The organism is Rufibacter sp. JT3400010, assembly GCF_054956755.1.
In genome coordinates this window covers 16,330-43,328 of the sequence record NZ_JBUDXA010000020.1, presented here as the reverse complement: position 1 = coordinate 43,328, position 26,999 = coordinate 16,330, and the positions used below count along the sequence as shown (strand labels likewise).

Sequence of the window (26,999 nt, the reverse complement as noted above, 5' to 3'; positions counted from 1 at the left end):
GGTCAGCCAAATCAATGTGGATCAGGTACGATAATTCACTCCTACGGTCTACACGAAAGCCTCTCAGTTCATTCTGAGGGGCTTTTTTCTTACCCTTCGGACACTATTCGGACACCAATAATATAGAAGTCTAAACTAGGCCAGCGTATTTCTTGCTCCGCTAAGCATTCTGGTCAGGAAGGAAAGGATGCACCTCCCCCATTTACAGGTGTCCGCAATTCACTGATGACTATGTTCTCGCCTCCCCTTTTAGGATAGGTTAAGGGTGCCCATTACCGGTGTACAGCATGGGAGCTTGGTTCAATTGCCTGCCATTGGCCTAGAAGAATATGAAGTGCCAAATGCCTGAGCCCAGGCTAGACCTTGACAGGCAAATCCATGCTACCCGATTCTACACCAAAGGTGATCTGGTTTGGAATTCCCAGTCTCATTCCTAATCATGGGCAGGTATCCAACATCTTGGATGATTTGTACTGCAAACTTCCCTATTATGATAAAGAGTCTTTCCGTTGTAGTCTCACATACCCGTACCATTAAACAACAACTGATTATGAATTATGGGACGGCTAATTGGGACGCATAATTGCCGAATTAGATATCAAAGTTTCGAAGATGATGAAACGCACGTTTTCCGGGACACCCAGGTTGCTGGCCGTTGCTCCTCGTTGCTGCCGTGTCCCATGGCGGAAAACACCGAAAAAGGGCTAGTACTGGCTTGCGGGTAACGCAGAGCAACGGCCTGCAACGAGGAGCAACGGCTATTTTTGCTGGATCGGGATACCGCCGTTTAACGGGACGGCTGCTTTTCATTCAACTCACCCTATTCCTGTAAAATGAGCTTTGATAAAGTGAAATAGTTAACTGAACCACAAAAAAGCTATAACTGATTAGTTTCTTGCTAAAGGACAGCAGTGTATTTATTCTATTGTTTAAATGAAATTAGCAAAGAAATCACGAGTATTGAGGGGAAATCACTTCAACGAGACTCAACTTGAAGCATCTTTGTATATCAAGAAATCAGTTATAGGCTCTGGCCGAATACTTTAATTGAAGTTTCTGAATTCCCCCGGGGAAACGCCCATTTTCTTCTTAAACAGCCTTGTGAAGTGCTGCGGATACTTGAAGCCAAGCTCAAAGGAGATTTCGCTGACGGATTTGCCGATGTCGAAAAGGCGTTCCTTGGCGTGGTCAATAACCCTGTTCTGGATATACTCCAGGGCAGATTTCCCGGTCTCCTTTTTGATCAAATCCCCAAAGTAGTTGGCTGACAGATGCAGTTCCTCCGCGCAATATGCTACCGAGGGCAGCCCGATGGTCTGTGGTTTGTCTGACAAGAAATAGCTATTCAACAGTTCCTCGAATTTTTCCAAAATGCCTTTGTGGGCGTTGTCACGGGTGATGAACTGTCGGTCATAGAAGCGGGTGCAGTAATTCAGGAACAGTTCTATGTTGGACGCGATCAGCCTCTTGCTGTGCTTGTCTATGGCGTGCCCCAATTCGTACTGGATTTTCTCAAAGCAATCCAACACTATTTTCCGCTCCCGTTCCGAAAGGTGCAGCGCCTCGTTGGTATTGTAGGAGAAGAAGCCGTATTCGTGCATAGTTTTCCCCAAGGAGGTGCCGTGAACCAGGTCAGGGTGGAAAACCAGTGCGTGACCCTGGGGCTGGTAGAACTCCTCGGTAGGCTCCACCTCAATCACCTGCCCCGGCGCGAAAAACACCAAAGTGCCTTCTTGGTAATCGTAATAGTTGTTCCCGTAACGCAAATCGCCGCATTTCACATCCTTCAGGATAATGCAGTAAATACCCATGCTCATCCTGTAAAACTGCCGCACAGGTGCCTTGGAAAGGTCAAGAACGCTCACCAGCGGGTGCAGGGTCTCATGATTGTTGAAAGTATTGTAATCCCTTACGGACTTAAAATCTATTACTCGCTCCATAGCTAACACTTTGTACAATACAAATTTACACATTCCCGGAAGCCGGCTTGAGCCTAGGGTCGGCAATCAGTAAAAGTGGTAGGTAAATCAGTAATCCATATACAAAAAGGCTCCCTAGTGATCCCGAATTTTGTACCGTCATAAGCAATTCACTTGACTTAACGGGAAAACCATGGAAAAAGTAACCTTGAACAACGGGGTAGAGATGCCCATTCTGGGCTTTGGGGTGTATCAGATACCCGACCAGGAAGAATGCGAGAGCAGTGTACTGACTGCCATCGAAGCCGGTTACCGACTGATAGACACGGCGGCGGCTTACGGCAACGAAGAGGCGGTGGAAAATGCCATCCGAAAAAGCGGGGTACCGAGGGAGGAGCTCTTCATCACCACCAAGCTTTGGATTGCCGACCAGGGATACGGGAAAGCGAAAAAAGCCTTCCAGACGTCCCTGGAGAAACTGCAACTCGACTACCTCGATCTGTACCTCATCCACCAGCCTTACGGTGATGTATACGGCTCGTGGCGTGCCATGGAGGAGCTGTACAAGGAAGGGAGAATCCGCGCAATCGGCGTGAGCAACTTCCACCCGGACCGCATCATGGATTTGATGGTGCACAATGAGGTTATTCCGGCGGTGAACCAGATCGAGACGCATCCTTTCCAGCAGCAAACCGAAACACAGGAATTCCTGGCGGAAAACAAAGTCCAGATCCAGTCTTGGGGCCCTTTTGCCGAGGGTAAAAACAACCTGTTCACCAACGGACTGCTGGCTGGGATAGGTAAGAAATACGGGAAGTCCGTGGCGCAGGTAACCCTGCGCTGGATGATCCAAAGAGGGGTGGTTGTCATTCCCAAATCGGTTAACAGAGAGCGGATCGAGGAAAACTTCAACGTTTTCGATTTTGAGTTGGGTAAGGAAGACATGGCTGCCATCAAGTCCCTGGACGAGGGGAAAAGCGCCTTCTTCGACCACCGGGACCCTGCGATCGTGAAGTGGCTGGGTGAGTTGGGTAAGAATTCTTAAAGCATCAAGGAAATGGAGAAAAGGAAATTAGGAAACAGCGGATTGGAGGTATCGGCACTCGGCATGGGTTGTATGAACCTGAGTTTCGGTACTGGCAGAGGCGTAAGCAAAACAGATGGTATCAAGACCATCCATCACGCTTTCGGGAAAGGCATCACGTTCTTCGACACAGCCGAGGCTTATGGCCCCTACACGAACGAAGAACTGGTAGGCGAGGCTTTGCGCCCTATGCGGGATAAGGTTATCCTTGCCACCAAATTCGGCATGATTTCCGACCAGGGAATTAACAGCCGCCCGGAGCACATCAGGAAAGTGACGGAGGCCTCCCTGAAAAGATTGGGCACCGACTACATTGATTTGCTCTACCAGCACCGCGTGGACCCCAACGTGCCGATTGAGGAAGTGGCGGGCACAGTGCAGGATTTAATCAGGGAAGGGAAAGTGAAGTACTTCGGGCTTTCGGAAGCGGGTGCGGAAACCATCAGGAAGGCGCACGCGGTACAGCCGGTCGCAGCCGTGCAGAACCAGTACTCCATCTGGACGCGCGAGCCTGAAAAAGCGGTGATTCCGCTTTGCCAGGAGCTGGGCATCGGCTTTGTGCCCTGGGGTCCCCTCGGTACGGGTTTTCTGACAGGCACCATCACGCCGGACACCAGGTTCGACAGCGAAACCGACCTTCGCGCCGTTTTCCCGCGCTTCACCCCCGAAGCGATGAAAGCGAATATGCCCTTGGTGGAAATGCTGAATGGCGTGGCCAGGAAGAAAGGTGTTTCCACGGTACGGGTTGCGCTGGCCTGGCTTTTGGCGCAGAAGCCTTTCATCGTCCCCATCCCTGGCATGGACAGGATTGAGTACGTGGACGACAATACCCAATCGGTGGATGTGCGGCTCACCCCGCAGGATCTGCAGGAGATCGAAGACGGGTTAGCCAACATCCAAATCCAAGGCGAGCGCCTGAACAAAGAATTACTGGATATTTCCGATGAACAATAAAAAACAAGCCATGAGAAAGAGGATATTAGGAAACAACGGATTGGAAGTGTCCGAACTTGGTTTGGGGTGCATGGGGTTGAGCTATGCTTACGGCCCCGCCACCGATAGAAAACAAGCCATTGACCTGATCCGCGCCGCATATGACGCAGGCGTTACTTTCTTCGATACGGCCGAAGTCTACGGCCCATATACCAACGAAGGGTTGCTGGGCGAAGCCGTGGAACCGTTTCGGGACCAAGTGGTGGTGGCTACCAAGTTCGGCTTCAGGGAAGGGAAACTTGAACTCGGGATGGACAGCAGGCCGGAGCGTATCAAGGTGGCCGTGGAAGGTTCCCTAGAGCGTCTGCGCACCGATTGCATCGACTTGTACTACCAGCACCGCGTGGACCCCAACGTCCCGATTGAAGAAGTGGCAGGAGCGATTCAGCAATTGATGAAAGAGGGGAAAATCAAACATTGGGGCTTGTCGGAGGCAGGGGTTGATACCATCCGCAGGGCACATGCCGTGCAGCCGGTTGCCGCTCTGCAAAGCGAGTATTCGCTGTGGTGGCGCGAGCCCGAGGAGGCCATCATCCCGACCCTGGAAGAACTAGAAATCGGATTCGTGCCTTTCAGTCCGCTGGGAAAAGGATTCTTGACCGGAGCCATAGACGAGAACACCCAATTCGACAGCACCGACTTCAGAAACACGGTTCCCCGTTTCTCAGATGAAAACCGGAAAGCCAATCAGGGGTTAGTGGAGTTGGTGAAAGCCATTGCCGCTGAGAAAAACGCCACGCCGGCACAAATCGCCTTAGCCTGGATACTGGCGCAAAAGCCCTGGATGGTACCCATCCCGGGAACCACCAAACTGCACCGCATGCAGGAAAATACCGGGGCAATCTCTATTGATCTCACCGGGGAAGATTTACAGAAAATAGATCAAGCCGCTTCCAAGATCTCCGTCCACGGGGAGAGATACTCGGCGGCCAACCAAGCGAGGGTAAATAGATAAGAAGGAATAAAACACAGGGAGAGTGAAACGCACGGCATCTTTACTACTGGCGATTCTGGTTTGCCTCCTATCCGGTTGCACGAAGGCGCAGGAAGTCTCGGTCAATGAACCCCCAGCAACCGGTAGCAAGGTGCTGATTGTGTACCTTTCGCGCACCAAGAACACCAAGTTCATCGCCGAAACCATCCATGGGTACGTGGGCGGTGATTTGGTGGCGCTTGAGTTGGAGAATCCCTATCCCGAACACTACCCAAGCACCGTGGGGCAGGTTGCCGAAGAGAACGAAGCAGGTTTCCTGCCTCCGCTAAAAACCAAGATCGACGGCATGACACGGTACCAGGTGGTGTTCATGGGATTCCCGACCTGGGGGATGCAGCTGCCGCCGCCCATGAAAAGCTTTCTGCATGAATATGACCTAAGCGGAAAAACCGTGGTCCCCTTCAATACCAATGCGGGTTTCGGCGTCGGGAGCGGTTTCAGGACCGTGGAGCGACTTTGCCTGAACAGCACGGTTTTGGAGGGACTTTCCATGAAGGGAGGCAAAGAGAAGGACGGGCTCCTTTTTGTGATGGAAGGCGAGAAAGCCATGGAAGCCGAAACGAAAGTGAAGGAATGGCTACGGAAAATAGGGATGTAGCAGAAACCTAAAAATCAGATGCACATGAAGAATGTATTGATAATCGGGGCTTCGGGGAGTCTTGCCCAACATGTGATTGAGGCCTTGAAACCAATGGCTGACGTGGCGCTGACGTTGCTCGTCAGAAAGAAAAGCCGCTTGCCGCAACAGATTTCCAAAGGTTGCAGAGTGGTGGAAGTAGATGCGGTGTCGGATTACGAAGGTTTGAAAGACGCCGTTGAAGGGCAGGACATCGTGTATGTAAACCTTGCCGGGGACCTGCAAACCATGGTAAATAACACTGTGAAAGCCATGCGGGAAGCCGGCGTCAGGCGCATTGTCGCTATCAGCTCCATCGGCATCTATGAAACGCCATTGCGGAGCGCCTTGGTGCCTTACCGTCAACTGGCTGACATTATAGAGACATCGGGGTTGGACTACACCATCCTGCGCCCCGATTGGTTTACTAATGCCGATGAGGTGGATTACGCCCTCACCCGGAAAGGGGAACCAGAAACCGGATCCGCCATCTCCAGAAAAAGTATCGCTGCGTTTATTGCCAAGGTTATTGAAAACCCGGAATCATATAAGTATGAGAATATGGGGATAAGCAAGCCTTAGACTTTGGATATATAAACTGACATTAAAAACGGCCGTTTCCCGGGACATCGTAACTCCGATTCCAGGCACATAGGAAGATCGCTGGGTCACTGACTATCACGGTAGCGTTCCGGGCAGGGAACCATGCTCCGCAACAGTCAATTGGCTTGCTGAAGGCTGGAGGACAGCGGCCCTGCTGAGCATAACCGCAATCGCAGGAAACCAGACCCGGGTAGCAGAGAGAGGAAAGACCGATTACTTGAAGAGATTGCTGACTTAGCGGCAAGACTATTGTTTAAGTGCTTGGCCTGGTCAATTTCAAAGAGGCTCAAGGGAATAAAATTTGAATTCCTTAACTTTGAGACATGGATAAGACTTCAGAATCCCAAACTCCGAATTTCAATGCAGAGTTGAAGCTGAAAGGCTTTATGGTGTATGAGATAGACAGCGAGACCAATACTGGCCACACCTACAGCCGCAAGGACTTCTACAAGATCAACCTGACCACCGGGAAGTTCATCTTCCACTATGCCGATAAGAGCGTGGAAACCGATGAGACGTTCCTGCTCTGCGCCAATCCCCATATCCCCTACTCCTGTGAGGCTGTCTCCCCTCACTTCAGCGGCTACACCTGCCTCTTCACGGAGGAGTTTCTGAGCCTGGGAGACCGTTCCGAGAGTTTCCAACAGTCCCCCCTGTTCAAGATAGGCGGCACCCCCGTTCTGAGGTTGGATAAAGAACAGCAGGAGTTTATCACGGGTATATTCAAAAGAATGTTTACGGAGCAGGGCACCGATTACGCCTTCAAAGATGAGTTGATACGCAACCACATACACCTCATTATCCATGAGGCGGTGAAGATGCAGCCCTCCGAGAACTACTCCACCCAGAAAAGCGCGGCGGAGCGCATTACGTCTGTCTTCCTTGAGCTGTTGGAGAGGCAGTTCCCGATTGAGAACACCGATCGCCCTCTTGAGCTGAAGACGGCACAGGATTATGCCAATGGGTTGAGCGTCCACGTCAACTATCTGAACAGTGCCGTGAAGAAGGTCACCGGCAAACCTACTACAGCCCATATAGCTGACAGGATCATCAGCGAAGCCAAGGCGCTTCTATTGCACACGGACTGGAGCATTGCCCAGATCGCCTACGCCCTTGGTTTCGAGTACCCCACCTACTTCAATAACTTCTTCAAGAAGAAGACCGGAGACATCCCGAAATCTGTCAGGGCAACTCATCTTTGATTTTTATACTTCTTCGTTTGTTTTTCATTATTTATCCGTTCAGGCTATCCTGAACTTTGCATCATAGTAATTAACACTTAGTAAGCGCCAGCATGTAAAGGTTGGTGCCTACTGCAGAGTTCAATAGGTATATAAATCTTAACCCCAAATATATACCTGATTACCAGAAAATTAATAATACAGATGGAAAATCAAGATAAAGTTTGGTTGATTACCGGTGCCGGTCGTGGCATGGGTGTAGACATCGCAAAGGCGGCATTGGCAGCCGGTTATAAAGTGGTGGCTACTGGTCGCGATACCAATAGGGTAACGAAAGCCATTGGCGGGAGCGAGAACCTTTTCGTAGTGAAGCTGGACGTCACCAGCCCGGCAGACGCGGAGGCGGCAGTCAAGGCTGCCGTTGATAAGTTTGGCACTGTTGACGTGCTGGTAAACAATGCCGCCAATTTCTACGCAGGCTTTTTTGAGGAGCTGAGCCCCCGCCAGATTGAACAGCAAATAGCAACTAATTTATATGGACCAATGAATGTGACCCGGGCTGTTCTCCCTGTCATGCGAAAGAACCGTTCGGGCCACATCATCTCCCTTTCATCCATCGCAGGTTTGGTGGGCACTGAGTACACCTCAGCCTATAATGCCTCTAAGTTTGCCTTGGAGGGGTGGATGGAGAGTCTGCAGCTGGAGGTTGCCCCATTTGGCATCAGAACAACCATCGTAGAACCGGGTTATTTCAGGACGGAATTATTGGAGCCCTCCTCCACAACATGGGCAGAAAATTCAGTAGAAGATTATGCAGAGCGTAGCGCTTCATATCGGTCTGCATTTGAGGGCGTTAACGGAAAACAGCCCGGTGATCCGGCAAAATTGGCGGACGCACTAATCAAGATTGCCAGTCAAAACGAGCCTCCCAAAAGATGGCTGGCCGGGACAGACGCAATCAGTGACGCGGAAAGAAAGATAAGTGAGCTACAGCAGCAGATCAATGCCTACCGTGATCTTTCCTCATCCCTTGCCTACGAGGAAGGGCTTATGTAGAAGAATAGCTCTTTAAACTATTTGCTTTGGATGTATGATGTGGAAGAGAAGTTCCCCCTTATCACTGATTTTTTTGAAACCATTGAAATGGGGCTAAGAGAATCGGTGATATATATCGTCTCCTGAAATGACAGAATAAAAAGATCAAGAAGACTTGGCACTGCCAAGTCTTCTTTGCTGTGTATCTATCCCAAATATAAAAGAACCCAGAAAGCGACCCTTATTCAGCATAACCTAGCTTCTTAGCCGCTAATAAGGTTGTGTAAATGAGGAAGACTCAGCTTGCCTATACTATAAAGCTTGTTATGTTAATTCTCTAATAACGTATTGAAGAGAATAGAAATTCATGGTTTATTTCATGGGCCAGATTCAAAGCTCAAGCAGGATGCATAACCTGCCTAAGCAAGCATTGACTTAAGAGACTAGTTTTCAAGAACGATACGCAAAATATTTAGCAGATGAGCAGAGCACTTTTACTTCTGGCTCTGGCCTTTTCGGCAGCATACGCCTTAGGCCAGGCGAGCAGGCATAAACAGAGAGAAGATACCAAGCCCTTCGTGCTTGGCCTAGTGGACGGGATCCAATCAAAGGAGCTGGGCGAAAGAAGAGCCCTAAACATCTACCTCCCCGAAGGGTACAGCAAGGACGACACGGCAAGGTACCCTGTTATCTACCTGCTCGACGGCTCGGCGGACGAGGATTTCATCCATGTGGTGGGCCTGGTGCAGTTCAACAGCTTTGAGTGGGTGAACCAGATCCCCAAGTCGATCGTCGTGGGCATCGCCACCGTTGACAGGAGAAGGGACTTTACCTTCCTGACCACCATAGGGGAAGACAAAAGGAGGTACCCGACCTCCGGCCACTCCGATAGGTTCATTGCGTTCCTAGGGACGGAACTGCAGCCCTACATAGAGAGGAAGTACAAGGCGGACGGCTCCAGAACGATCATTGGGCAATCGCTGGGCGGGCTCCTGGCCACAGAGATCCGTTCAAGGAGCCCGCCCTGTTCAACCGGTACGTCATCGTCAGCCCCAGCCTGTGGTGGGACAATGGCTCTTTGCTTAGCCAGGAGCCCAAGGTTCTTGAGGGCGGCTTCAGCCAACGGGCCGATATCTACATCGGTGTAGGCAAGGAGGGGCTTACCCCGACTGCGACTCCCCGGGTAATGTAGGTGGATGCGAACCTACTGGCAGAGAAAATCATGAAGGCAAATAGAGGGAATTTAAGCGTACACTTTGACTACCTGCCCTAGGAAGACCATGCCACCATCATGCTCCAAGCTGTTTCCAATGCGTTCAGGCTGCTGTACCCGAAGGTGCAAAAGGAATGAAGCTCATAAACAGTGACAGAAGAACAACAAATCGTTGATGCTTTAGGCATCCTTCCCTATCGGCCAATAACCACTTCTATGTAAAGCTGAGGAAACTCCATCTAGCCTTTAATTAGATTTTATGCTAAAAGCAAGATGATAAATAAGTTTGAATCATCATTTGCTAGAACTGAAGTGAATATAGGCGTGGTAAACTGCGCAGGCAAGCAGAGGATAGAGTATTTGAAACAAGGATTATCCCGAAGTAAGATACTTTGTCAATTACCTAAGTAGTGCTCACATCCCGGGCAATCAACCAATATAAAGTATCTGACGAATACCTTTACATAAACATCCTATAGATACAATTTGAGAGATGGCTATCTAAGCTGTAAGCTTACCCCTTGCTGAAAATTCTCTTGCGGTGGTTGAGCCCCCAGTCCTTTAAGGCATAGATGATAGGGCTTAATGTGTCCGCGTATTCCTCCAGCTTGTAGGTGATCTTTATCGGGTAATCTTCTATGATAACTCTCTTGATCAGTTGGTGCTGCTCAAGCTCTTTCAGCTCCTTGGCCAGGACCTTGGGAGTGATACCAGGGATACTCTCCTGGATATCTGTGAACCGCTCGTTGCCAGCCCCTAAAGAGATGATGATGGAGAGCTTCCATTTGCCGTTGATCACGTCCAGCGCATCCCGCACTGGCATTACCGTACTGAGGCAATCACTGCATGCTTTCTTTACTGCCATTTGTCTGTTTGCAAAGTATTCCGCTTTCCTTTAGGAAAGTACTATACAAAGGAAAGTAAACTTCGGTAATTTTGCAACAGGTTATCAAGCTGATGCCCAACTCTTCAAAAGAGGCCAAACCTGGAAAGTCAGAAAAGATCTGACAGTCCTGCCTATCCTTGGACAAGTCCCTGCATGGGTGGAAATAGCAATTGACAATTACCTAAATGGAAAATAAGAAAAAATTAAAGCTGGCCGCCATCATTGAGGGCCCGGGATGGAACTTTGTAGGCTGGCAGCATCCAGACATACCAGCCGACTCCAGTGAGAACATCGATTTCTACATCCAGCAGGCAAAACTGGCTGAGGCGGCAAAGTTTGATACACTATTTTTGATCGACGTGAGCCATGTGGGCCCGGGCAATATTCCGCACTACATGAGTATGTTTGAGGGGGTTTCTGTTATGTCGGCCCTGAGCATGCACACGAAGAAGATTGGGCTTTCGGCCACTGTCTCCACTTCCTACGCTGACCCTTACAGTGTTGCCCGGCAAATCCTATCACTAGATAAAATAAGCAAAGGCCGTGCGTCTTTGAATGCCATTACCTCCAACCCAGGCGGGATGGTCAATTTCAGCCGTGGTCACTTAGGCAAGAAGGACCAATACCCCATGCAGAAAGAGTTCCTGGAAATATTGCTGGGACTGTGGGATACCTATGAGGACGACGCCTTCATTAGAGATAAGAAGAGTGGCGTCTACCTGAATCACCGTAAAATGCATACCATTGATTACAGGGGGAAATATTTCTCGGTGGATGGGCCCTTGAATATCAGCCGTTCAGTGCAGGGCCGCCCGGTGCTGTACACGGCAGGCATGTCAGCTACCTTATTTGACCATGCCACCAGCTATACAGATGGGGTATTCACCCATGGCAATACGCTGCAGGAGATGGTAGGGATAGCGGACGATGTAAGGCGCAGGTTAGTCGAAAAGGACAGAAAGCCGGAGGATTTCATCGTGGCCGTCTCACAAAATCCAATCGTGGGCAGAACGGAACAGGGAGCAATTGAAAAATACCTTGAATTGTTGCGGTTCACTCCCCAAAACAGTCTTCCCCGGCCCCAATTTATGGGCTCCGCCGAGAAAATCGCGGATCTGGTGCAGCAGTGGCATGCACAGGGAGCCATGGATATGCTGATACTCCGCCAGGATCATCCCCATGGCCTGAAGGACTTTATTGAGCTGGTGGTGCCTATTCTGCAGGAACGCGGCGTATTCCGGACGGAGTATGAAGCTGATACATTACGTGGAAATCTGGAGTTGCCCAAGCCAGGTTTCAGAGAAATTTACTCAGCAGGCTGCAAGATTTAAAAAGAAGGATTATCGAATGAATAATATAAAGAAGGAGAACAAGCACATGATCTTGGGCGTGGTCTTGGGGAACAACTTTGGCAATAACCCCGCCACATGGCGGATGCCGCACGTGGACCCCGGATCCTTCACGAACATCGATGCCACGGTGGAGCAGGTACGGACAGCGGAACGAGGCGGGATGCAGTTCGTCTTCCTGCCCGACCGTCTCTACATGCACGGAAACCTGGCCACGTCAGCGCCCGTGTTCAACATGGACCCAATCATCACCCTTTCGGCGGTGGCCCAGGCGACCGTACGGATCGGACTGATCGGCACGGCGTCCACCTCCTTCACCGAGCCCTACCTGCTGGCCCGTCAGCTCAAGGCACTGGATGTCATCAGCAGGGGCCGGGCCGGATGGAACGCCGTGCCGAGCTACGAACCCGAGGCCTTCGCGAACTTCGGCAAGACCCTGCCGCCCCGGGAGAAAAAGTACGAGCGTCTCCATGAAGTGGTGCAGATCGTGCAGGCGCTTTGGGGAAGCTGGGGGTACGAGGCTGGCCAGCCCGACCAAGCCGCGATGTTCGCCAACCCGGCCCATATACGACCGGTCAACCTACAAGGAAAGCACGTCGGAGCACGCGGCCCGCTGCCCGTCCCACCGTCCGAGCAGGGTCAGCCGGTCATCATGATGCCCGCCAGCAGTGGCTACGGCCTGCAAGCGGCCGGCATGTACGCCAACCTCGTCATCGGAATGCCATCCTACATAGAACAAAACCGAGCCATACGCCACACCGTGCGGGAGGCAGCAGCACAGGCCGGCCGGGACCCCGAGGAAATCAAGTACGTCGTATTTGCCCCCTTCACCGGCTTCACTCCCGAGCAGGCCGCCGACTACCTCCAGGAATGGTTTGAAGCCGGGGCAGCTGACGGATTCGTGATGAACTTTGACGACTTCCATACCGAGATTGCAGATTTCGTTGATCGCGTCGTCCCGATTCTGCGTGAACGCGGCCTCTTCCACGACGGCTACGAGGGAAAGACCCTGCGCGAACACCTGGGGGTGCCCCCGCAGTACGGGCTCGACCCCCGCATCGCTACCAGCTCGACTGAAACCACCTGAAAGACAAAAAATTCAACTTCGGTATGGTATAGGAAGTCTATCGCTTCCCTTACCTAACAGACAAACCGTTTTATATATGGATAAAAAAATGCTTATCGGTCTTTCCTATGGAGGTGGCTACGGGTCACAGCAGGCAGCCTGGCGTATGCCGGGAGTAGACCCCAAAAGTTATACGGATTTTGACGTGATGGTAAAACACGCGCAGGCTGCTGAACGCGGCAAATTACACTTTATCTTTTTGCCTGACGGGTTCGGCAGATTAGAAGATATTGAGAACGTGCCACCTGTACTGACCCTTGACGTAATGCTTACCCTCGGGGCTATCGCCCGGGAGACAAAACATATAGGCTTACTCGCCACGGGTTCTACCACTTTTAACGAGCCCTACAACCTGGCAAGGCAATTCAAGGCCCTAGATGTGATGAGCCACGGCCGGGCGGGTTGGAACGCCGTTACATCGAGCACGAATGATGCAGCCGCAAATTATGGGGTGACAATACCATCAAGCGAGGAACGCTATGGCCGTGCCCACGAGGCGGTCCAATTGGTTCAGGCACTTTGGGGCAGCTGGGGAAGAGACGCTTGGGTGCACAACCAAGAAACCGGTGAGTTCACGAAAAAGGGCCAGGTTCTTCCCATTAACCTGCAAGGCAAGTATGTCGGCTCCCGCGGACCACTGTACACCCCGCCATCGGAGCAGGGCCAGCCGATCATCGTTCACGCCGGGGGAAGTCCCAATGCCCACGAATTGGCCGGGCGTTTTGCCAATGTGGTCATTGGGGCGGTATTTACCATCGAGGATGCCATCGCCCAGCGCAATGCATTCAGGGCGGCGGCAAAACGGCACGGGCGTGACCCTGACGAGATCAAATTCTTTGCGGGTGTCATGACCACGATTGCCAAAGACAGACGTACCGCCCTGGACCGTATAATCCAGATGAAGGAGAGAGAGTTTCCGCAAAGGGTTGTGTACCTGCAAAGCATGCTGGGTATACGACTAGACATCAATCAACTAGACAAACCGCTCACCAAAGACCAGCTTAGTGCTGCCCGCCAATCCCCTTACGATCCCCGGTCGGCCAATGCACTTAAAATCGCAAAAGAAGGCTGGAGCCTGCGGGACATCATTGCGCACGGTGTTATTGATTACCATCCGTCCATCGTTGGTCCGGGCGTGGAGGCAGCCGATCACATGCAGGCTTGGTTTGAGGCAGGAGCTGCGGATGGGTTCTGGATTCTGCCCGATGTCTACGATGATGGAATTGACGCCTTTGTGAATGAAGTGGTCCCGATTCTACAAGAGCGTGGTTTGTTCCACCGGGAGTATGAAGGGAAAACCTTGCGAGAGAACCTGGGGGTGCCGGATCAGTATGGCATTGACCCCCGTATTATTAAAAACTAAAAGCCTCACCTGAATCGGATAGGACCAATATAAAGCGAAAAGGGTTTTTACTATTGATTGCCAGCTCCAAAGGTCCGCGCGCGATTGTTTTTGCGGCATTTAAATAAAGAGCCAGGTGACAACCGCTTAAGAGTTAATAAAATAACATGGAAAATAATAAAACAGCCTACTCCATTTTAGAGCTAGCCATCGTCTCCCAAGGGAACACCATCAAGCAGACCCTGAACGATTCATTAGCACTGGCGAAAGAGGCGGAGGCAAATAACTATAAGCGCATCTGGTTTGCCGAGCACCACAACTCAGACAGTATCGCCAGCAGCGCCACTTCCCTGCTCATCGGGTACGTGGCCGAGAACACCACTTCCATCAGGGTCGGCTCAGGGGGTATCATGCTGCCCAACCACTCTCCTCTAATCGTGGCAGAGCAGTTCGGTACCCTTGCCCACCTGTACCCCAACCGAATTGACCTGGGCCTTGGCAGGGCACCCGGCACGGACCAGGCGACAGCGCAGGCCATACGGTCGGATTTTATGCAGCTAGCGCAACGGTTTCCCCAGGAGGTGGCCAGAATCCAGCAGTACTTCTCCCCGGAGAACAAAAAGGCAACCGTCAGGGCCAGTGTGGCGGAAGGCACGGGCGTGCCGCTCTACATACTGGGTTCCAGCACGGACAGCGCCCACCTGGCGGCAAAGAAAGGATTGCCCTATGCTTTCGCCAGCCACTTCGCTTCCACGCACTTGATACCGGCATTGGAGATCTACCGCCGGGAGTTCCAGCCCTCTGAATTTTTGGAACGGCCCTATACCATGGCGGGGGTAAATGTCTATATCGCAGACACCGACGAGGAAGCGGAAAGGCTATTCACCAGTCTGATTAGAATGTTTGTGGGCGTATTCACCGGAGCCAAGGACCCGCTGCATCCGCCTACAGAATATACCGAGGACCTGAAGGAGATGTTCCAGCATCCTTCCCTGCACCAGATGCTGAAGTATTCTTTTGTCGGCAGCAAGGAGACCGTGAAAAAACAGGTGGAAGCGTTTCTCGGCCAAACCCAGGTAAACGAGCTTATAGCCGTATCTACCATGTACAGCCATGAATCCCGCATAAAATCCGCAAGGCTGTTTGCAGAGATTATGGCAGAGTTAAATGAAGGAAGATAAAAAGAGGAGAAAATTACATTTCTAAATAAAATTGGGCGTGACCTTCCTGGCCACGCCCAATCCCTTAGATACCCTAACCCCACTGAAGCACTTGTACTACATGATGCTTCAGCAAGCCAAAGGAGTACTAATTGGTGCTATCCTTCAAAGACGCCATGTCAATGACGAAGCGGTATTTCACCTCCCCTTTCAGCATGCGTTCATAGGCTTCGTTGATGTTTTGAACGTCAATCATTTCAATATCCGCGGTGATGTTATGCTCTCCGCAGAAGTCGAGCATTTCCTGGGTTTCGGCGATACCACCGATGGAGGAACCCGCAAAGCTTTTTCGGCCCGCAATGACGCTGAATGCCGAGATGGCCAGCGGCTGCGCCGGTGCCCCGACCAATGCCAGTGAGCCATCTACCCGAAGTAAGGATAGGTACGCGTTTATATCATGCTCAGCGGAGACTGCATCGAGGATGAAATGCAGTTTGCCCCGGTAGGCAGCCATCTGTTCAGGATCTTTAGACAACACTACCTCGTCTGCGCCTAAATGCTTTGCTTCGGCGAATTTGCTTTCGGATGTAGTGAACGCGACTACCTGTGCTCCCATAGCTTTGGCAATCTTAATACCCATGTGCCCAAGGCCGCCAATACCCACGATGCCCACTTTCTTGCCAGGACCCACGTTCCAATGACGGAGCGGAGAGTAGGTGGAAATACCCGCGCAAAGAAGAGGTGCGGTGGCGGCAAGGTCCATATTTTCCGGTATGCGCAGAACATATTTCTCGTCGACTACGATACTCTCAGCATAACCACCGAACGTTTGGTTGCCAGGCAAATATTTATCCTCTGAATTATAGGTAAAAGTCGCACCCGGCACGCAATATTGTTCCAGGCCTTCATGGCAATATTCGCACTCCCGGCAAGAGTCCACCATACACCCCACGCCCACCAGGTCACCGACCTTGAACTTGCCTACGTGGCCTCCCACGCTCTTCACTTTACCTACTATTTCATGGCCCGGCACGCAAGGGTACATGGATGGACCCCACTCACTCCGCGCAATAATAAGGTCTGAATGGCAGACCCCGCAGTAAAGTATCTCTATCTCTACATCATGGGACGTCGGTTTTCTCCGGTCAATGGTCAATTGGTTTAATGGTGCATCCGCCGCCTCAGCGCCAAATGCTTTGATGTTTGTTACTTCCATTGTAATGAATTTTATGTGTTGATTTTAAAAGAGTGTAGACCCCGCCCGGCAGGTCACAATTGGCGCCTTTTCTCAACCCTTGTCTATCAGTGGTCATTAGAGGTTAAACCAGTTCAAAACACCTCAGCAGTACCGGGCACGGCTCTTAACCATTTTTCAATGATGCAAATTTCGGAAGGACCATGTGCACTGGGTTTATACAGGACACGGATTTATTTACCAGTTTTACTGATTCCGCTCTCACCGCTGAAGACTCACCATGGTGTTCACTAGATTTGTGGAAGAATCATCTGGGATATACTATTATAGGTTATGGACCAATTGGAAAGATTTGATACTGTCAGGCAGTTCAACGACTCAGTCGGCGCGGAGACGCTGAATCCCCTGGTAAGCGTCGTCAAGTTCAACGAGGCGCCCATGGTAGTCAACATGAAGGCGTATTTCGGTGTGTATGCCGTTTTTCTCAAGGACATAAAGTGCGGAGACCTAACCTACGGCTGCCAGCCGTACGACTATGAGGATGGGACGCTGGTTTTCGTCTCCCCCGGCCAGGTGTATGGCTCGGACAGCGGGGGTGTGCCGATCATTCCAAGTGGCTACGCCCTGGTCTTTCACCCGGACCTGATCAAGGGAACGTCATTGGGCAAGGCTATCAAAGACTACAGCTTCTTTTCCTACGAAGTGAACGAGGCGCTTCACCTCTCAAAAAAGGAGAGAAGGAAAATCGTGGACAGTCTGGAGAAGGTCACCGAGGAAATAGAGCAGAACATAGACAAGCACAGCAAGACGCTGATCGTCTCCAACATCGAACTGCTCCTTAACTACTGCATACGGTTCTATGACCGGCAGTTCATCACCAGGACCAATGTCAACAAGGATATATTGGTGCGGTTTGAGAACCTGTTGGAGGATTACTTCAAATCCGACATGGCCCAGGCGCTAGGCCTGCCCAGCGTAGCCTATTGCGCGGACCAACTGCATCTATCCCCTAACTACTTCGGGGACCTCATCAAAAAGGAGACGGGGTCAACGGCGCTGGAGTATATCCAGTCCAAAGTGATCGATGAGGCCAAATCTAGGGTTTTTGACCGCACCAAAACGATCAACGAGGTAGCCAATGAACTTGGCTTTAAGTACCAACAGCATTTCACCAGGCTGTTCAAGCAGAAAACGGGGCTTACCCCTAATGAGTATAGGCATTTGAATTGACAGTTCTTAGCAGTCCTGATTAACCGATATTACCTGTTTAGTTGGTAAGCTTTAAGATCCTAAATAGCTTACTCATAACGAGTCTCATGTAAAGCTGGATAAGAGACACTCAGCCGATAACCCTTCTTATGTTCAGCAAGCCTGCTTTAGAATTTTAAACCTCTCCTACTCTAGGTAGTCATCCAAGGCTATCAAATCATTGTGGATAAGGTTCGATAATTCATTCCTACGGTCTACTACTGAAAAAAGCCGCTACAATTACATGGAGCGGCTTTTTGGTTCTATATCTTATATTCTATTCATCGAACGTACTGGCCTTCTCTACAAAACGCCTATAAATCAGTCCTTTATCTTCTCCTACAGAACAAATCCCTTCATTCCCGTTACTGCTATTACCCTATAACACGGCCGCGTTGAAGGTATCTCCCTGTGACACATCGCCGGTCTCGAAGCCTTTCTTAAACCACCTAACTCTTTGGGCCGAGGTGCCGTGGGTGAAGGAGTCTGGCACCACTCTCCCGGTGGACTGTTTCTGCAGACGGTCATCACCAATGGCACTTGCTGCGTTCAAGGCTTCTTCCAGGTCGCCGGGCTCCAGGAACCCTGTGGCTTGTTGCGTATGGTGCGCCCACACACCGGCGTAGAAATAGGCCTGAAGCTCTACTTTCACCATGAGTTTGTTGTATTCTACTTCAGATAGTTGGCTCCGCAGGGCGTTTACCTGCTCCATGGTACCCGTCAGTTTCTGCACATGGTGCCCTACCTCATGGCCCACCACATACGCTTGCGCGAAGTCCCCCTCGGCTCCCAACTTGTTTTCCATTTCGCCGAAAAAGCTAAGATCTATGTACAGTTTTTCATCGCCGGGACAGTAGAACGGGCCTGAGGCGGAAGAGGCAAGCCCGCAGGCTGAGTTCACCTGGTTTGAAAACAGCACCAGCGTAGGTTCTCTATACCCTTGCAGCAACTTGTTCCACACATCTTCAGTATCTGCCAGCACAGTGGCTGTCTGCTCCGCTAGTTGTTGCTCCTCTGGGTTCCGCTGGTTGCCGCTGGTTTGCGCATACTGCGGTTCGCCCCCCACAAACTGCTGCAGAAGCGCGATGGGATTGGTTCCTGTCAGGAAGAACACCAATGCCAGCCCTGCCACAATCACCAGCCCTGCTTTGGAGAAAAGGAGCCGGAACAAGGGAATGAGCAACATGGGGTTAATGCCGCCACCTCCAAAACCCCTGCCGCCTTGTCCTCTAAGGTCTTCTATATTGCTGCTTTTTCTTCTGCCCTGCCATTTCATGAGAATACATTTTAATAAAGTGAATACTGGCACGTTGGATTATCCCCGACCTTGCCACCGGAAATCTCCTCCTATTCCCAAACAGTCTAACGGCGGGCCACTCCGCTTGGATGCACGTAATTTCACAGGACGTCCGGGGTTTCTCCTACTGACCGGCATATACCTTGTACAAGCAGGCGGGTTCAATTTGTATAGCTTTGCTGACTGTTATAAGTGGGCAAGGCCTGAGGCATACTTACATCGCATAAACCACTTGAAATAAGGTTTAAAACCTCTCTGCCTAGTCTGTCCCCCGATAGGACAAGTAGGCGGAATTTATGTTACTTACTGCAGGGAAGCTTGTTTATGCGAGTTGGGATTAGGCTCTCACTTTGGGGCAAATGGTCACTCAGGGTAGCTAAACCTTTATAGGCTTGATTGATGAATTCACTCCTACGTTCTACTTATTTTCTCCTATTTTTCACCCCCTACTCGGCACTGTGTTAAACAATTCAGAAAGGTCTTTGTACCTAACTCTGCCCCTAAACAACCCTGCAGTACATAAAAGGAGTGATTGGAAAATCTTGCTGGAGGGTGGCCGGTTTGGTACTCTGTTAGAAGTGGAAATTACTGCAGGCTTTTGAAAAAGACTTTGAAGGTGGTGCCTTCTCCTAATTTGCTTTCTACTTCAATCTTGCCACCGGCATCTTCCACCATCCTTTTCACAATGAAGAGCCCCAGTCCTCTGCCCTCCCCCTCCTTGCTCAACCTGGTGTTTCGCTCAAAAATAGCCTCCTCCTGGCCCTCCTCTATGCCCCGCCCGTTGTCACTGACGGAGAGCAGCGTGTATTCACCGGACTTCACCGCCTTGATGGCTATCTCTGGGGCTCTGCCCGTGGCCCTGTACTTGATGGCGTTGCTCAACAAGTTGTAGAGGACGCTTCTCACGTTCTTTCTGGGCAGCTTCACCTCAGATTCATTTATTTCGGTCCTGATCTTCGCACCGGTTTCGTGTATCCTGTCTTTGAGGGCAAGCAGGGCATCCTCTATCACGTTTTCGAAGTTGATCCTCTCCGCCTCTCTGGCAAAGTCGGTGTCGCTCTCCTTTATGGCCGTAAGCTCTGCCACGGTGCTGCGCAGGGTTCCAACAGCGCGCCCCAGCATGTCCAATACCTGCTGCGTATCTTCCTTATTTCCGAGCTCTTCCTTCAATAGGTTAACCAGGCTACCCATGACGGAAAGCGGACCCATCACATCATGCGAGATGGTGTAAATGGTGCTCTCGTACCGCTTGTTCAACTTCTCATACCCATCAAGAACTGCGATGCGCTCGTTAATGTCAACGAAGGTGATAATGACACCATTGGTTTTGTTTTCTTTTTTAATAATGTAAGGCAGAATGTTCATCTGGTACCACCTTTTATCGGTTGTCTGGATGTCCTTCTCCAGAGCCTCCCTGGTCCCGATCACCTCCTCTATATTCTCAATGATGGTGGGGAAGCGGATGTTGTTGGAAATTGCATCAATGTGCCGGCCAATGTCATCGGTCGAAAGTCTGAAGTGCACCATTGCTGGTGGGGTGAATTTGCGCAGCCTCATATTGGCGTCCACGAAGAGCTGCGGAATGATGGTGTTGTTGAAGTAGTTCTCCAGCTCATCGTTCAACTCGATGAGCTTTTTTTGCATCTCTTTATTGCCGGACGGTTGTCCCATGGTGACGGTATTGTATATACAGAGTTAAATATACGAATAGTGAACCAGTTTGGCGTATCCTTTTATTACGCAGGGGAATCCCCGAAATGTGGGATCAGGCATATAAGAAAGTCGGTCTGAGAGCGGACCACTTAACTAACAATTACATATCTCTGCTAACCCCCTAAAGCCGCCTGTAGGACTCCTCTCTCTTATTGCCAATAAGCATTCAAGTCGGATAGAACAAGTTGGAAAGGTTCGTGAATCCATTCCTACGTTGTACAAAAAATCCCTTCCGTGAAAAGAGAAGGGATTTTTTTGGCATAGCTTGCACTAGCTCATGAGAAAATTTTAAATTAGTAGCGGTGACTTCCGTTTCTCAGGTATTTTTACAGAAACACGGCTAAAGGAGCACTCTCAGGTTGAGGCTGCGGAATAAACAAAACTATGATGTTTTTGTTATGCTTTGCCCCATGACCTTTGATCTGGTCTCGCTATAATCTGTGTTCAATTTCTTAATATATTCATCCATCTCCTCAGAAACTCTTTTCATGTGTCCTGCAAACACTTTGAGGGTTTCCTCATCTATTTTCTCCCGATCAATGGCCGCTGCCAGACCCAGCATATTTGCCACTGGTCGGCGCATGACGTGTGAAATATCAAATAAGATTTGCTCCAGGGTCTTTATGTATTCTTTCCTTTCGGTAATATCCTGAAAGCTGCCATACCATACCACAGTTCCATCTTCTTTCTTCTCAATTCTTGCGTTAGCCCAGTGCCAGGAGACGCTGTTATCTTCTGAGACAACCCTGTATTCCACGCTCCAGTCGGTTAGATTCAGGTAAGAAGTCTGCAGGCTTTCCTGTACCACTAACAAATCATCTGGGTGAACAACGGAGAAGGCAATCTCTGCATTTTCATGCAGATCAGCGGTTTGGAGACTTGGATGTATAACCGTCATTCCCTGGCTTATGAATGAGAAAGACAGTTTGCCGTCCAACTTCTTTTCCAACTGAAAAATGGCACCGGGGGCCAAATCTGTAAGCTGTTTGAGCCTTGCTGCGCTTAGCTCAACTTTATCACTCTGCTCTAACAGACGCTTCCTGGTTTCCAGATAATCCATTGCCTTTTTTGCCAGCAACTTCAAAGCGCTTTTCTGGGCCTCTGTAATTGTACGGGGTTTATTGTCTATGATGCATAAGGTACCCAATACATTTCCCTGGGGAGTTTCTAAAGGCGCACCGGCATAAAAACGGATATGAGGATTCCCTAGAACCAGTGGATTGTCTTTGAACCTATCGTCGCTCAGGGGATTGTCAACTACTAAAACTTCCTTCGGGTTTTGTAGGGCGTATTGGCAGAAAGCATCTGTTCTGGGTGTCTCCCGTATGTCAAGCCCTTTGACTGCTTTAAACCACTGTCGCTTCTCATCTACAAGTGAAATCAAGGAGACTGGTGTATCAAAAATAGCAGATGCAATCTCGGCTAGTTCGTCCAATTCCCTCTCTGGTAACGTATCTAAAATCTTATACTCATTCAACTCCTGGAGCCGGTCATGCTCATTCATACGCCCTTAAAAATTTACGCCTTGACTTTAATAGAATTTTGTTAATATCTGATTGACTCAATAGTTAAAATAGAAGCATAAATTCACTTCAATCCTATTCACACAGTTATATAAGACAGACCATAATTGAAGACTGTATTCTAGATAGGACAATGATTAATCACATTCCAGATCCAGCAACATTTCCCTTTGCGAAAATATGGCTAACTATTGATTTATAAAATTTCAAATGCTCCTATATTCTGTTATAGTTCCATGAAGTTACAGTAGTACATAGGCTAAAAGTTCACTTATACAGGGCTTCGTTTTTTCCTCATTCCTTAGCCTTTCGGACAACCCAAGCACTTGAATTGTTTCATGTAAGTAGAGCCAACGTGTATGTCAACTAACAAGCACTCTGAGTTGACTACAAAGTCACCTACTCATCTACACTAATTTAACCTGAAGGTGACAAAAATGTGGGTGCACCATTTTTTATATTCCTGAATATCTTTATATTAGAATATAAAATACTTTACTGGTGAAGAAGATGGCAAAAGGAATCCTGCTTGTATGTTGCTTTCTTTTCGCCAGCCTGTCTGCCTTGGCACAGGATCTGATTACGCGAACTGATGGCGTGGTCATAAAAGCGTCTATTCTGGAAATTACGCCTACCATCATCAGCTTCAAACTATACCAGCAACCAGATACCTTGGTTTACCAGATCAGTACCAAAGACGTTCTTTCCGTTCAGATGCAGGATGGTACCATCAGGAATTTCGCACCTTCTATTTCAACTGAAAAGACCAAGACTTCCCAAGCCTTAACAAAAGAGGAGCCGGGCGTTACTTTCAATTACGAGCAAAACTCCCTCCGAAATATTCTCTGGATTGCACCGTTTGACCTTCTTTTCACCAATGCCACCCTCGCGTATGAACGCATCTCGGCCACCGGGAAAATAGGCATCAAAGTTCCGCTTACCATTAACCTGTCTAGCACCTCCGCTATTTACTATGATGATTTCAGGAGGAATAACCGCTTTGAAACAGGCTTAGAAATAAAGTTATATCCGTCTGGGCAGGGAAAGTTCAGGTATTATCTGGGCCCCTCCTTTCTGGTGAGATCTTTTAGGACGTACTATTATGATTACAACAGCCCTACCCCAACAGACAAGCGGGTGAATGCTCAATTATATTCCCTGGCTTTCAAAGTAGGTTTTCTGTACCAGTTTTCTAAACAGTTTTCCCTTTCCACGGACTTAGGTCTGGGATACCGCATCTTCCATACTCCTACGGTTTCTCCCTATACCTTCTACGAGACAAGAAACCGCTTCTACTTGCCCGGTAACATCCACCTTGGATTTCGCTTTTAACTACCTCCCAACATGAAAAGGAAAACACCTCGCCATTTAGTAGGAACGGCATTCTTCCAGAACCAGACTGTGCAACAGCTGCTGTCCTGGGTTCTCTTGGTTTCCTTTCTGCCGTTGGCGGCTAGTTGTAATTACTATCGGCTCAAAGAAGATAAATCCTTAACTCCTGAGAAGGTCGCCAGCTTGCCCAATTACAAACGCTTTATCCTGCACCAAGGCGAAAACCTGTGGGAACTGAAAGAAGTAGCCGTGCAGGAGAATGCCATGTCGGGCAAATTACAGCCGCTTCCTCAGGAATTGATGCCCTACGTCAATGACAAGAAAGGCTCCTCCATACGGTACCAGAAGGAAAGCGGCGCCATTGCTCTGAACATTGTGCACCTGTATGTCTATGAATTCTCCAAAAATGAGGCAAACCAGGTAGTGATTCCTTTGACGGCGCTAAATAGAGTGGAGATCACGGATAAAGACACGGGGGCTACCGTGGCCTCCTATGTGCTGGTTGGTATTGGTAGTTTAGCGGCGGCGTACACCCTTCTGGCGGTGATTGTGCTGCTTTTTAAAAGCTCCTGCCCGTATGTGTATACGTATAATACAAAGGGGAGCCACTTTGTAGGGGAAGCCTACGGCGGAGCTATCTTTACTCCGTTGGAACGGGATGACTACATGCCTTTAACGGGCTGGGAGGCGACCAACGGAGAGCTGAAAATCAAAATCGCGAACGAATTAAAAGAGCGGCAATACACCAATGTAGCTGAATTGCAGGTGGTGCAACACCCGCGCGGAGTGCAGGTGCTGCTTGACCAGAAAGGCCTGCCGCATACGTTTACGAAACCCCTTGCCCCGCAAACGGCCATAGCCTCAGATGGAATCAATTACGCAAACGTTCTTGCCAAACAGGACAGTGCCGTTTGGTCTTTCAATTCCCCCAAAACGAATAACAATTCCGTAAATCTCCAGTTCAGGAAACCGGCGGGCAGCCATACGGGCAAACTGGTGCTACAGGCCCAAAACTCGCTTTGGCTGGATTATCTGTACGGCGAATTCACCAAGCAATTCAAAGGCATTTACAACCACTGGGCCGAAAAGCAGAAAGACGTACCCGCTACAGAATTGCTCCAATGGCAGCAAGACCAGGGAATTCCGCTGTTGGTGGAAGTAAAAACGGCTGAAGGTTGGCAGGTGGTAGAACGAATTCCGCCGGTAGGCCCATTAGCCAGCCGAAAACTGGTGGTGCCGCTTAACCTCTCCCAAGTGCCCGGCGAAACGGTCCAGGTACGGTTATCCTGCGGTTTTATGTTCTGGGAGATTGACCAGGTAGGCATGGATTTCACCCCAGACTTGCCCGTTACCGTGGCGAAAGTGAAAGCGGGCACTGCTCTGGAGAAATCGGGGCAAAATGTGGCCCACCTGCTGGCTGCTGCTGATCAAGACTACCTCCGGCAATTCTCGGTGGGCGATGCGGTCTTGCTCACGTATGCTTTGCCCAAAAAAGGGCAAGAAATGGAGCAAACCCTGTTTCTACACACGCGGGGCTATTACGAGCACATCAGAGACTATGAAGGAATCCCGAACCTGATTAGCCTGAGGGCCTTTGAAAAACCTGGCCACTTCATGCAGTTTTCGCGCGACCGATACACGCAGCTAGCCAAAGACAATAACTTCTCCTCTCTGATAACCGCCCATGCTGCCTCTCGCTGATCACTTCGCCCTGAATGCCCCGATTCTGGAATCCCACCCAAACACTACGGCCGTAGAATCTGGCATTTTTACAAAAAATAGTTCCAAAACGGTTATCTTAAACCAGTGGCAGAGTCTCTGGGCTATTCTGCGCATCAGGTGGCATTTGTTTACGCTTGTGCTTGGCCAGGTAAAGAACCCGGTTAAGGCAGTACAGGTGATGGTGAAATTGATCAAGACCCGGCGCCGGTACTTAGGAGATGCTGCCTTGACCAAAGTAGCCAAGGTACAGGGCCGCTATTACTATGAATACAATACACCCGGTTGGCCTTCCCAGGCATATGACGAATACCATTTAACCGAAATAAACCGCATTGCTCCCTTCCGGCACAAGCCTTTCGCCTTCAAGAACGTGATAGTGGCCATTACAAAGAAATGCGCCCTGCGCTGTGAGCACTGCTTTGAATGGGATGCCCTCAACGGAAAAGAAAAGCTCACCGTTCCTGACTTGCAAGTCATTGTTGGCAAATTTCAGGAACAGGGCGTAGGACAACTGCAATTTTCCGGCGGAGAACCTCTGCTCAGAATGCCGGCCTTGCTGACACTCCTGCGCACGGCTCAACCCAACACCGATTTCTGGGTTATCACCTCGGGACATCTGTTGACACCGGAGAACGCGTTGGCCTTGAAAAATGCGGGCTTAACCGGTATCACTATCAGCCTGGATCATTTCAATCCCATGCTCCACAACCAGTTTAGGGGATTTGCGCAATCTTATGACTGGGTAGAAAAGGCGGCAGCCAATGCCAGCCAGGCAGGATTGGTGGTGGCGTTGTCTTTGTGCGCCACCAAGACGTTTGTAACGGAAGAAAACCTGATGCAGTATGCCCACCTCGCCACCAGGTTAGGAGCCACTTTTATCCAGGTGCTGGAGCCCAAAGCGGTAGGGCATTATGCAGGGCAACAGGTTAGCTTAACCGTAGCGCAGCAGAAAATACTGGAAGATTTCTACACCAACCTGAACTACAACTCGGCTTATCGGCACCTGCCCATGGTGGTGTACTATGATCTCCAACGCCGCCGCGCCAGTTGCGCCGCCTCCGCCGACAGACACGTGTATGTTGATACCAATGGGCAGATACATGCCTGTCCCTTCTGCCAAAAGCCCGCAGGCAGTGCCTTGGATCTAGACATAAAGCAGTACCTAACCAACCTCCAGAATGCAGGCTGCCCAGTCAGCGCCCCTCCTGCTTTTTAGATTGAACTACATGCTGGTTCACAGAGAGTTCTTCTGCTGCGTTTCAATGCTGTTTGGTAGAATTAGGGCTGTAAACAGAATGTAGCGTCGTTACGCTGTAACGACGTGGTTCTACGCAGCAGCAACCTCTCAACCTAATAAGAACTTTTCTCAGCCATGTTGGGAAAGGTCTAACGTGAATCACAGGTTCCTGTTTCATAGAGACACGTCGTTACAGCGTAACGACGCTACGAGTTTTGATTTCGGCCTTGT

At 50.0% G+C, this 26,999-nt stretch carries 22 protein-coding genes and 1 pseudogene; 16 read left to right on the top strand and 7 right to left on the bottom strand.

Going from position 1 to position 26,999, the window contains the following annotated elements:
* Positions 1-1,043 precede the first annotated feature (1,043 nt).
* A complete protein-coding gene (locus ACY0JR_RS16335) occupies positions 1,044-1,940 on the bottom strand; it encodes a helix-turn-helix domain-containing protein (protein ID WP_462635203.1) in 897 nt (298 codons plus the stop codon).
* 172 nt (positions 1,941-2,112) lie between these two features.
* Between ACY0JR_RS16335 and ACY0JR_RS16330 the strand changes: the two genes are divergently transcribed.
* The 8 genes from ACY0JR_RS16330 (at position 2,113) to ACY0JR_RS16295 (ending at position 9,573) form a co-directional block, all read left to right on the top strand.
* The gene (locus ACY0JR_RS16330) at positions 2,113-2,964 is read left to right on the top strand and encodes an aldo/keto reductase (protein ID WP_462635202.1); all 852 of its coding nucleotides are present in this window, start codon (positions 2,113-2,115) and stop codon (positions 2,962-2,964) included.
* Positions 2,965-2,976: 12 nt separating this feature from the next.
* Entirely contained in the window at positions 2,977-3,957 is a 981-nt protein-coding gene (locus ACY0JR_RS16325) for an aldo/keto reductase (protein ID WP_462635201.1), read from the top strand.
* Positions 3,958-3,967: 10 nt separating this feature from the next.
* On the top strand, positions 3,968-4,951 hold the full coding sequence (locus ACY0JR_RS16320; RefSeq protein ID WP_462635200.1) for an aldo/keto reductase: 984 nt from the start codon (positions 3,968-3,970) through the stop codon (positions 4,949-4,951).
* Between the two features lie 22 nt (positions 4,952-4,973).
* Entirely contained in the window at positions 4,974-5,588 is a 615-nt protein-coding gene (locus ACY0JR_RS16315; protein ID WP_462635199.1) for a flavodoxin family protein, read from the top strand.
* Positions 5,589-5,606: 18 nt separating this feature from the next.
* Positions 5,607-6,188 (top strand): NAD(P)H-binding protein, encoded by a 582-nt coding sequence (locus ACY0JR_RS16310; protein WP_462635198.1) that lies wholly within the window; start codon positions 5,607-5,609, stop codon positions 6,186-6,188.
* Between the two features lie 344 nt (positions 6,189-6,532).
* Positions 6,533-7,411, top strand: a complete 879-nt coding sequence (locus ACY0JR_RS16305; RefSeq protein WP_462635197.1) for a helix-turn-helix domain-containing protein — start codon at positions 6,533-6,535, stop codon at positions 7,409-7,411.
* A gap of 183 nt (positions 7,412-7,594) precedes the next feature.
* Positions 7,595-8,446 (top strand): SDR family NAD(P)-dependent oxidoreductase, encoded by an 852-nt coding sequence (locus tag ACY0JR_RS16300; protein ID WP_462635196.1) that lies wholly within the window; start codon positions 7,595-7,597, stop codon positions 8,444-8,446.
* 458 nt (positions 8,447-8,904) lie between these two features.
* Positions 8,905-9,573: an alpha/beta hydrolase gene (locus tag ACY0JR_RS16295; protein ID WP_462635195.1), complete on the top strand. Its 669-nt coding sequence runs from the start codon at positions 8,905-8,907 to the stop codon at positions 9,571-9,573.
* A 579-nt stretch (positions 9,574-10,152) separates the two neighbouring features.
* On the opposite strand, the gene ACY0JR_RS16290 is transcribed toward ACY0JR_RS16295, so the two are convergent.
* Entirely contained in the window at positions 10,153-10,503 is a 351-nt protein-coding gene (locus tag ACY0JR_RS16290; RefSeq protein WP_462635194.1) for a winged helix-turn-helix transcriptional regulator, read from the bottom strand.
* A gap of 206 nt (positions 10,504-10,709) precedes the next feature.
* Between ACY0JR_RS16290 and ACY0JR_RS16285 the strand changes: the two genes are divergently transcribed.
* The 4 genes from ACY0JR_RS16285 to ACY0JR_RS16270 all read left to right on the top strand — a co-directional run bounded on the left by ACY0JR_RS16285 (position 10,710) and on the right by ACY0JR_RS16270 (position 15,522).
* On the top strand, positions 10,710-11,855 hold the full coding sequence (locus tag ACY0JR_RS16285; protein ID WP_462635193.1) for an LLM class flavin-dependent oxidoreductase: 1,146 nt from the start codon (positions 10,710-10,712) through the stop codon (positions 11,853-11,855).
* Positions 11,773-12,960 carry an LLM class flavin-dependent oxidoreductase gene (locus tag ACY0JR_RS16280; protein ID WP_462635192.1) on the top strand — a complete coding sequence of 396 codons (1,188 nt, stop codon included), beginning with the start codon at positions 11,773-11,775 and terminating at the stop codon, positions 12,958-12,960. Before ACY0JR_RS16285 ends, ACY0JR_RS16280 begins: the two co-directional genes overlap by 83 nt.
* A 76-nt stretch (positions 12,961-13,036) precedes the next feature.
* Complete coding sequence (locus tag ACY0JR_RS16275; RefSeq protein WP_462635191.1) at positions 13,037-14,362, top strand: NtaA/DmoA family FMN-dependent monooxygenase; 1,326 nt, start codon at positions 13,037-13,039, stop codon at positions 14,360-14,362.
* Between the two features lie 146 nt (positions 14,363-14,508).
* Entirely contained in the window at positions 14,509-15,522 is a 1,014-nt protein-coding gene (locus ACY0JR_RS16270; protein WP_462635190.1) for an LLM class flavin-dependent oxidoreductase, read from the top strand.
* A 127-nt stretch (positions 15,523-15,649) separates the two neighbouring features.
* Here the strand turns inward: ACY0JR_RS16270 and ACY0JR_RS16265 are convergent, their stop codons facing one another.
* Positions 15,650-16,264 (bottom strand): zinc-binding dehydrogenase, encoded by a 615-nt coding sequence (locus ACY0JR_RS16265; RefSeq protein ID WP_462635261.1) that lies wholly within the window; start codon positions 16,262-16,264, stop codon positions 15,650-15,652.
* A gap of 15 nt (positions 16,265-16,279) precedes the next feature.
* Positions 16,280-16,717 (bottom strand): annotated as a pseudogene (locus ACY0JR_RS16260) (alcohol dehydrogenase catalytic domain-containing protein); the annotation flags it as partial.
* 312 nt (positions 16,718-17,029) lie between these two features.
* Here ACY0JR_RS16260 and ACY0JR_RS16255 point away from each other — a divergent pair.
* Positions 17,030-17,926, top strand: a complete 897-nt coding sequence (locus ACY0JR_RS16255; RefSeq protein ID WP_462635189.1) for a helix-turn-helix domain-containing protein — start codon at positions 17,030-17,032, stop codon at positions 17,924-17,926.
* A 397-nt stretch (positions 17,927-18,323) separates the two neighbouring features.
* On the opposite strand, the gene ypfJ is transcribed toward ACY0JR_RS16255, so the two are convergent.
* From ypfJ to ACY0JR_RS16240, 3 genes are all read right to left on the bottom strand, one after another.
* On the bottom strand, positions 18,324-19,220 hold the full coding sequence (gene ypfJ / locus ACY0JR_RS16250; RefSeq protein ID WP_462635188.1) for a KPN_02809 family neutral zinc metallopeptidase: 897 nt from the start codon (positions 19,218-19,220) through the stop codon (positions 18,324-18,326).
* A gap of 606 nt (positions 19,221-19,826) precedes the next feature.
* The gene (locus ACY0JR_RS16245) at positions 19,827-20,912 is read right to left on the bottom strand and encodes an ATP-binding protein (RefSeq protein ID WP_462635187.1); all 1,086 of its coding nucleotides are present in this window, start codon (positions 20,910-20,912) and stop codon (positions 19,827-19,829) included.
* A 424-nt stretch (positions 20,913-21,336) separates the two neighbouring features.
* On the bottom strand, positions 21,337-22,458 hold the full coding sequence (locus ACY0JR_RS16240; RefSeq protein WP_462635186.1) for a GAF domain-containing protein: 1,122 nt from the start codon (positions 22,456-22,458) through the stop codon (positions 21,337-21,339).
* Positions 22,459-22,987: 529 nt separating this feature from the next.
* Between ACY0JR_RS16240 and ACY0JR_RS16235 the strand changes: the two genes are divergently transcribed.
* Genes ACY0JR_RS16235 through ACY0JR_RS16225 form a run of 3 tightly spaced genes read left to right on the top strand, consistent with a single transcriptional unit; the run spans position 22,988 to position 26,747 of the window.
* Positions 22,988-23,809: a hypothetical protein gene (locus tag ACY0JR_RS16235; RefSeq protein ID WP_462635184.1), complete on the top strand. Its 822-nt coding sequence runs from the start codon at positions 22,988-22,990 to the stop codon at positions 23,807-23,809.
* A 12-nt stretch (positions 23,810-23,821) separates the two neighbouring features.
* The gene (locus tag ACY0JR_RS16230) at positions 23,822-25,510 is read left to right on the top strand and encodes a hypothetical protein (RefSeq protein ID WP_462635182.1); all 1,689 of its coding nucleotides are present in this window, start codon (positions 23,822-23,824) and stop codon (positions 25,508-25,510) included.
* The gene (locus tag ACY0JR_RS16225) at positions 25,494-26,747 is read left to right on the top strand and encodes a radical SAM protein (protein WP_462635181.1); all 1,254 of its coding nucleotides are present in this window, start codon (positions 25,494-25,496) and stop codon (positions 26,745-26,747) included. Before ACY0JR_RS16230 ends, ACY0JR_RS16225 begins: the two co-directional genes overlap by 17 nt.
* Positions 26,748-26,999: the final 252 nt, after the last annotated feature.

Bases quoted from the DNA above. Each gene is read 5' to 3' on its own strand.
- ACY0JR_RS16335 (WP_462635203.1), bottom strand. From the start codon at position 1,940: ATGGAGCGAGTAATAGATTTTAAGTCCGTAAGGGATTACAATACTTTC.
- ACY0JR_RS16330 (WP_462635202.1), top strand. From the start codon at position 2,113: ATGGAAAAAGTAACCTTGAACAACGGGGTAGAGATGCCCATTCTGGGC.
- ACY0JR_RS16325 (WP_462635201.1), top strand. From the start codon at position 2,977: ATGGAGAAAAGGAAATTAGGAAACAGCGGATTGGAGGTATCGGCACTC.
- ACY0JR_RS16320 (WP_462635200.1), top strand. From the start codon at position 3,968: ATGAGAAAGAGGATATTAGGAAACAACGGATTGGAAGTGTCCGAACTT.
- ACY0JR_RS16310 (WP_462635198.1), top strand. From the start codon at position 5,607: ATGCACATGAAGAATGTATTGATAATCGGGGCTTCGGGGAGTCTTGCC.
- ACY0JR_RS16305 (WP_462635197.1), top strand. From the start codon at position 6,533: ATGGATAAGACTTCAGAATCCCAAACTCCGAATTTCAATGCAGAGTTG.
- ACY0JR_RS16300 (WP_462635196.1), top strand. From the start codon at position 7,595: ATGGAAAATCAAGATAAAGTTTGGTTGATTACCGGTGCCGGTCGTGGC.
- ACY0JR_RS16295 (WP_462635195.1), top strand. From the start codon at position 8,905: ATGAGCAGAGCACTTTTACTTCTGGCTCTGGCCTTTTCGGCAGCATAC.
- ACY0JR_RS16290 (WP_462635194.1), bottom strand. From the start codon at position 10,503: ATGGCAGTAAAGAAAGCATGCAGTGATTGCCTCAGTACGGTAATGCCA.
- ACY0JR_RS16285 (WP_462635193.1), top strand. From the start codon at position 10,710: ATGGAAAATAAGAAAAAATTAAAGCTGGCCGCCATCATTGAGGGCCCG.
- ACY0JR_RS16280 (WP_462635192.1), top strand. From the start codon at position 11,773: ATGAAGCTGATACATTACGTGGAAATCTGGAGTTGCCCAAGCCAGGTT.
- ACY0JR_RS16275 (WP_462635191.1), top strand. From the start codon at position 13,037: ATGGATAAAAAAATGCTTATCGGTCTTTCCTATGGAGGTGGCTACGGG.
- ACY0JR_RS16270 (WP_462635190.1), top strand. From the start codon at position 14,509: ATGGAAAATAATAAAACAGCCTACTCCATTTTAGAGCTAGCCATCGTC.
- ACY0JR_RS16265 (WP_462635261.1), bottom strand. From the start codon at position 16,264: ATGGACCTTGCCGCCACCGCACCTCTTCTTTGCGCGGGTATTTCCACC.
- ACY0JR_RS16255 (WP_462635189.1), top strand. From the start codon at position 17,030: ATGGACCAATTGGAAAGATTTGATACTGTCAGGCAGTTCAACGACTCA.
- ypfJ (WP_462635188.1), bottom strand. From the start codon at position 19,220: ATGAAATGGCAGGGCAGAAGAAAAAGCAGCAATATAGAAGACCTTAGA.
- ACY0JR_RS16245 (WP_462635187.1), bottom strand. From the start codon at position 20,912: ATGGGACAACCGTCCGGCAATAAAGAGATGCAAAAAAAGCTCATCGAG.
- ACY0JR_RS16240 (WP_462635186.1), bottom strand. From the start codon at position 22,458: ATGAATGAGCATGACCGGCTCCAGGAGTTGAATGAGTATAAGATTTTA.
- ACY0JR_RS16235 (WP_462635184.1), top strand. From the start codon at position 22,988: ATGGCAAAAGGAATCCTGCTTGTATGTTGCTTTCTTTTCGCCAGCCTG.
- ACY0JR_RS16230 (WP_462635182.1), top strand. From the start codon at position 23,822: ATGAAAAGGAAAACACCTCGCCATTTAGTAGGAACGGCATTCTTCCAG.
- ACY0JR_RS16225 (WP_462635181.1), top strand. From the start codon at position 25,494: ATGCTGCCTCTCGCTGATCACTTCGCCCTGAATGCCCCGATTCTGGAA.